This window comes from Accumulibacter sp., assembly GCF_036625275.1.
Classification (GTDB): Bacteria; Pseudomonadota; Gammaproteobacteria; order Burkholderiales; family Rhodocyclaceae; genus Accumulibacter.
Window position 1 is genome coordinate 1 of sequence record NZ_JAZKUD010000148.1, and the last position, 5,470, is coordinate 5,470.

The 5,470-nt window shown below is 65.2% G+C and carries 8 protein-coding genes; 7 read left to right on the top strand and 1 reads right to left on the bottom strand.

The annotated features are described in order from the left end of the window. Positions 1 to 966, top strand: a 966-nt coding sequence (locus tag V5B39_RS21485) for a hypothetical protein (protein ID WP_332344862.1), incomplete at its 5' end; no start/stop codon positions are given. Positions 967 to 1,089: 123 nt separating this feature from the next. Here the strand turns inward: V5B39_RS21485 and V5B39_RS21490 are convergent. Further along, entirely contained in the window at positions 1,090 to 1,434 is a 345-nt protein-coding gene (locus V5B39_RS21490; RefSeq protein ID WP_332344863.1) for a c-type cytochrome, read from the bottom strand. 125 nt (positions 1,435 to 1,559) lie between these two features. Here V5B39_RS21490 and V5B39_RS21495 point away from each other — a divergent pair, with 125 nt between their 5' ends. The 6 genes from V5B39_RS21495 to V5B39_RS21520 form a co-directional block, all read left to right on the top strand. Continuing rightward, a complete protein-coding gene (locus tag V5B39_RS21495) occupies positions 1,560 to 1,742 on the top strand; it encodes a hypothetical protein (protein ID WP_332344864.1) in 183 nt (60 codons plus the stop codon). 134 nt (positions 1,743 to 1,876) lie between these two features. Further along, positions 1,877 to 2,215 carry a hypothetical protein gene (locus V5B39_RS21500; protein ID WP_332344865.1) on the top strand — a complete coding sequence of 113 codons (339 nt, stop codon included), beginning with the start codon at positions 1,877 to 1,879 and terminating at the stop codon, positions 2,213 to 2,215. Continuing rightward, positions 2,178 to 3,314: an ABC transporter permease gene (locus V5B39_RS21505; protein ID WP_332344866.1), complete on the top strand. Its 1,137-nt coding sequence runs from the start codon at positions 2,178 to 2,180 to the stop codon at positions 3,312 to 3,314. Before V5B39_RS21500 ends, V5B39_RS21505 begins: the two co-directional genes overlap by 38 nt. Before the next feature lie 7 nt (positions 3,315 to 3,321). Continuing rightward, positions 3,322 to 4,014, top strand: a complete 693-nt coding sequence (locus V5B39_RS21510; RefSeq protein ID WP_332344867.1) for an ABC transporter ATP-binding protein — start codon at positions 3,322 to 3,324, stop codon at positions 4,012 to 4,014. Then, positions 4,011 to 5,012, top strand: coding sequence for a hypothetical protein (locus tag V5B39_RS21515; protein WP_332344868.1), 1,002 nt, complete (start codon positions 4,011 to 4,013; stop codon positions 5,010 to 5,012). The genes V5B39_RS21510 and V5B39_RS21515 overlap by 4 nt, the downstream gene beginning before the upstream one ends. Next, a partial coding sequence (locus tag V5B39_RS21520; RefSeq protein WP_332344869.1) for a TlpA disulfide reductase family protein occupies positions 5,005 to 5,470 on the top strand: 466 nt, incomplete at its 3' end. The genes V5B39_RS21515 and V5B39_RS21520, both read left to right, overlap by 8 nt.

Consider the following 5,470-nt stretch of genomic DNA (forward strand, 5'->3'; position numbering starts at 1 on the left):
AGCAATCAATGCGGTCGCACGACAGGGAAAGGACCAGTCATGAAAAAGGCAGCGCTAGCGGTTCTGATGTACGTCTACACGTCACTGACGTCGGCGGCGGTGATCAACGTCGAGTTCAAGTTCACGCCATTCACAGGCAATGCGAAGCAGGACGAACAGGTGACGACCGTTGCGGGCAAGGCGCGGGTCTACCTGAACAACATCTTCCTTGCCGAGCAGGAAGTGCGCCAGGAAAAGGTGCCGGTACTCTTCGAGGCGCGCGAGATCGCACCCTCGGTGTGGGTTCCCGTGGCTTCCATCGGACCGGCGCTGCGCCGGGGCAGGAACACCATTCGCTTCGATTTCGAGCCCGGCGATGCCAAAGCCAGCTATCGCGCCCAGTTGCGCTGGGCTGTCGTCAATGACGAGGCGACCGAGCAGCGAAGTGCCGGGCAGATCACGTCGACCAATCAGAGCGGCGAAGGCGTCGAGGAAAAGGCAGCGGCCGGGAAACTCAGCATGGCGCGCGAGTTCGACGCGCCGTTTGCCACTGAATACCCCTGGCATCGCGCGCCGGCGGTGACAGCACTCAGCAGCGCCGACAGGCAGGCCCTGGAAGCGCTGGTTAAAGCACGCGCCGACAGCTTCAGGCCGCCGTTCGAGGGAGTCTATGCGGCGCTCAAGACCAGCCCGCAGATCAAGGTCGAAGACGTCCGCAAGAGCAAGTGCCTTGACAAGGCTTACGCGGCCGGGGTGCGCATCGACGCTCCGACGGCCGGTCAACTGGACGCGACGCTGACCGGCAATGCCGAGGTGGTGCTGCGTAGCACCAGCGGTGATCTGTTCCGTCCAGCCGACCCGGCAAAGTTCCAGAAGATCAAGGGAGAGGAAGCCCGGATGTGTGCCGGCATGGCACTCTATAGCGCATTCCCGCCGCGAATGGTCGTGGTGCGCAATCCGGCCGGCGACTGGGAGGCGGTCTACTAGACCCGTTGCCCGCACCGGCTGGCGTGCGCCTTGTTGGCATCAAGCCGGCCGGCTCTCCGTCCTGGCGATGACTGACTGCTGAAAAACGGGTAACCTTTCGGTTAGTATCTCCCGTGCCGCCGTTCATTCGGGAAACCCCGCCAGCAGCTGATCGACGACCCAGCGCGCCTCGTCCTCGGTCAGGAAGCGATGCCAGGGCGGCATCGGCGTCCCCGGGCGACCGCCGTAAATCGTGGCGACCAGCGAGTCGACCGGCTTCTCGCGCAAGGCTTCCGGCTTCAACGAGGGGCCGAGCCCCCCCTGCAGCGTCATGCCGTGGCACGAACCGCAATCCTGACGAACCAGGTGAATGAGCTCCTTCCGGCGCTCCGGCGACGGCGCCACCGCTTCCGCCGCCAGCTGCGCATTGCCGGTGGAAGAGAAGAGCAACAGCGCCAGCAAGCCGACACGAACAGGCGAAGAGATCATCGGGCAGGACTCGCAGAGAAAGGTGCTGCGACAATTTGCCGCATTCAACAAAACCGGGAAGCACACTAAGATTCGTCCATTCTATCCGAAGACCTGAGAACCGATCGCGCCAGGGGAGGCCCACCATGCAAGACAACCAGCCAGACTGCAGCGAAGACGATGGCGAACTGACCTCACTGCTGCTCGGTGCCGGTTTCGCGCTTGCCTCCCTGATCATTCTGCCGGCGCTGGCGCAGCGCGTCGGCATTGGCAGCAGCCTGACGATCGCCCTGCGCGGCGCCCTGATGCGGGCTGCGAATCGGGTTTGATGCCCTACCGGCCGGCAGGCGTCGCCCGCCACTCGCCCCTGGCCGCCGGCGGCATTGACGCGATGGTTGCCGGTTTTTCTGGCCGCAGGTGATCGGCGCAAGCCGGCGTCTGCGGCCGCCTCTTGCCTGAAGCCATGCCCGTTGCCCGCCGCAGCCATCGCGCCCTGATTGCCCTCGCCTGCGCCGTCAGCCTGGTCGCTGCCAGCTTTGCGGATGCCGCCTGGCTGCGCCAGCAACGCGCCGCTGCCGGCGTGCGCATGGGCGAACTGGTCGTCCAACTGCAGCTGACCGACCTTTGCCTGTTCACCGAAGCCCGCTACACGCGCCACCTGTCGCAGGCCGACCTGCATTCGGCGTTCCAGGATCATCCGCTGGGCCTCGAACACTTTCCGACCGGTTCGCTGGTCCCGCCGCCCGCCAGCCTGACTGCCGCCAATGAACGCCTGGATCGAGAAACAGAAGTACCTGATTGATTTCACACTCTCGTCGCTGGCGCGGCGCAAGGCGAAAAACCTCGGTCTGTTGCTGGTCTATACGCTGATCGTCTTTCTGCTCGCCTCGGTGATGCTGTTCACCCACGCGCTGCGGCAGGCCGCGACCCAGGTTCTCGCCGGCGCACCGGAAATCGTCTTGCAGCGGATGGTCGCCGGCCGCCACGACCTGATCCCGCCCGGCTACCTCGAACGTATCGGCCGCATCCGCGGCGTGCAGGAGAAGGAAGGCCGCCTCTGGGGCTATTATTACGACCCGGTGGTCAAGGCCAACTACACCTTCATGGTGCCAAACCATCAGGAGATCGCTGCCGGCACACTGTTCGTCGGCGCGGGCATGGCCCGGGCACGCGGCCTCGCCGTCGGCAACCTCATTTCCTTCCGTTCCTATTCGGGACAGCTCTTCAGCTTCACGATCGCCGGCATCCTGCCCAGCGACTCGGAGCTAGTGAGCGCCGACCTGGTGCTGCTGAGCGAAGCGGACTTCCGCGCCTTTTTCGAGATCGCCGCCGGCCATTTCACCGACATCGCCCTGTCGGTCGCCAATCCGCTCGAAGTGCGCAACATCGCCAGCAAGCTGGCGCAGCAGTTCCCGGATGCACGGCCGATCCTGCGTGCGGAAATCCTGCGTACCTACGAGTCGGTCTTCAACTGGCGCGAGGGCATCGTCCTGGCGCTTGCCTCGCTGGCCATCCTCGCCTTCGCCATCCTCGCCTGGGAGAAGGCCTCCGGCCTGTCGGCCGACGAGAAGCGCGAGATCGGCATTCTCAAGGCGATCGGCTGGGAAACCGGCGATGTCCTGAAGATGAAGTTCTGGGAAGGGGCCCTGATCTCGCAGGCCGCTTTCCTGATCGGCTACCTCGCTGCCTATCTGCACGTCTTCCGCTTCTCTTCGTCGCTTTTCGCGCCGGTCCTCAAGGGCTGGGCGGTGCTCTACCCGCGCTTCGAACTGAGCCCGGTGATCGACGGCTTCCAGGTCGCCACGCTGTTCTTCTTCACCGTCTTCCCCTACGCTGCGGCAACCCTGGTGCCGATCTGGCGGGCGGCGATTACCGACCCCGACGCCGTCATGCGCGGCTGAGCGAACGATGATCGAGCTGAAAGACATCCACAAGGCCTTCAACGCCGGCCGGGAGAACGAGTTCCATGCCCTCAAGGGCATCGACCTGCATCTGCCGGCGCAGCGCGTCACCGCCTTCCGCGGGCCGAGCGGCTCGGGCAAGACGACGTTGCTGTCGATCATCGGCTGCCTGTCACGGCCGACCAGCGGCCGCGTCCGCCTCGGCGACCGCGACATCTCGGGACTCCCCGAGCGTTTCCTGACCGACATCCGGCGCCAGACCTTCGGCTTCATCTTCCAGCAATTCAATCTGATCAGGGGCCTCTCGGCCCAGGAAAACGTCATGCTGCCGGCCTACCCGCTGGGCGGCCACTGGCGTGTGCTGCACGAGCGTGCCGAGCGCCTGCTGGGCGATCTGCGCCTGTCGCATCGGCGCGCGGCCGCCGTCGAACACCTCTCGGGCGGCGAACAGCAGCGGGTGGCAATCGCGCGGGCGCTGATCAACGATCCGCAGATCATCATCGCCGACGAACCGACGGCCAATCTCGACAGCGCGCTGGCGCTCGAATTCATGGCCATCCTGGAAAGGCTGCACGGCATCGGCAAGACGGTGATCCTGACCAGCCATGACCCGCTGGTCGTCGATTCGGCGATCGTCCATCAGGTGATCGACCTGCGCGACGGTTGCATCGTGCCACCGCCGCCCGGGGGGAATGGATGATCTTCCAGCCGGCGATCATCGCCTTGCTGCTCGCCTCGCTGGTCTGCGTCGGCCTGCTGCTCGCCGCCGCGCCGCTGGCCATCGACCTCGTCCGCCACTGGGACATCCGCAGCGGCAGCGAACGCCAGCTCGTGCTCGAACGCCGAACCTACCTGCTGTCGACCCTGCTCTCCTTCCTCTTCGCCAGCCAGCTCGTCGCGTTGCTGTTGTTCGTCTTCAACGCCGACCGGATGTCTTCGATGTTCGTCGGCGCGATGTGCGCGGTTGGCGCGCTCAAGGTCAATGCATTCGGCTTCCCGGCACTGATCGCGCAGATCCTCATTTTTTTCCTGGCCTCGAGCTGGCTGGTGATCAATCACGTCGACACCCTCGCGCCTGACTACCCGCTGGTGCGCGTCAAGTACTTGCTGCTGCTGATCCTGCTGCCCTGCGTCATCGCCAGCGCGGTGCTGCAGCTGCGCTACTTTCTCGGGCTCAAGGCCGATGTCATCACCTCCTGCTGCGGCAGCCTGTTTTCCGAAGAAGCGCCGAGCCTCAGCGCCAGTGTCGCCGCTGCGCCACCGCTGCCGACGATGATCGCTTTCTACCTCACACTGCTGCTGGCCGCCGGCGCCGGACTCCTCTACCGCCTGCGGCAACGCGCGCCCTGGCTGGTCGCGCTGCTCTCCGGCGCGGCCTTCGTCGTGACCATCGCCGGCATCCTCTCGTTCATCTCGCTCTACGTTTACGAACACCCGCAGCACCATTGCCCTTTCTGCATCCTCAAGCCCGAATACGGCTACCAGGGTTACTGGTTGTACCTGCCGCTTTTCGTCGCCACGGCTGCCGGGCTGGGCGTCGGTGCCATACAGCCCTTCGCCCGCATTCCGAGCCTGAAGCGCATCATCCCGGCCGTCGGCAAGCGACTGGCGACCGTGGCCGCAGCGATGTTCGTTGTCGTCGCCGCCGTCGCTTCGCTCATGATCCTCAACTCGCGCCTGATTCTGCTCGATGGCTAGCATGCTCCGGCAACCGATCGCCCTGCTGAGCTTCCTCGCCGTCCTGGCCTTGACGGCCTGCGATGACGGCAACGCCAACAGGCTGAACAGCGGCGACATCGCGCCCGCGTTCACCGCCAGCAGCCTCGGCGGTGCCCCGGTCAGATTCCCTGACGACCTGCGCGGCAGACCGGTCGTCATTCGCTTCTGGGCCGACTGGTGCCGCTACTGCGAAAACGAGATGCAGGCCATCGAGCGCGTCTGGCAACGGCACAGGGAGCGGGGGCTGGCGGTCATCGCGGTCAACGCCGGCCAGAGCCGACAGGAAGTGGACGCGTTCATCGGCAGGATTGGGGTCACCTACCCCGCGCTGCTCGACGAAAAGGCGGCGATTTCACGACAATACGGCGTCGTCGCGCTGCCGACGACCTACTTCGTCGGCGCCGACGGCCGGATCCGTGGCAAAGTGCTTGGCGAAG

Excerpts from the sequence above, each read along its gene's own strand:
- V5B39_RS21510 (WP_332344867.1), top strand. The coding sequence starts at position 3,322 with ATGATCGAGCTGAAAGACATCCACAAGGCCTTCAACGCCGGCCGGGAG.
- V5B39_RS21515 (WP_332344868.1), top strand. The coding sequence starts at position 4,011 with ATGATCTTCCAGCCGGCGATCATCGCCTTGCTGCTCGCCTCGCTGGTC.
- V5B39_RS21495 (WP_332344864.1), top strand. The coding sequence starts at position 1,560 with ATGCAAGACAACCAGCCAGACTGCAGCGAAGACGATGGCGAACTGACC.
- V5B39_RS21490 (WP_332344863.1), bottom strand. The coding sequence starts at position 1,434 with ATGATCTCTTCGCCTGTTCGTGTCGGCTTGCTGGCGCTGTTGCTCTTC.
- V5B39_RS21505 (WP_332344866.1), top strand. The coding sequence starts at position 2,178 with ATGAACGCCTGGATCGAGAAACAGAAGTACCTGATTGATTTCACACTC.
- V5B39_RS21500 (WP_332344865.1), top strand. The coding sequence starts at position 1,877 with ATGCCCGTTGCCCGCCGCAGCCATCGCGCCCTGATTGCCCTCGCCTGC.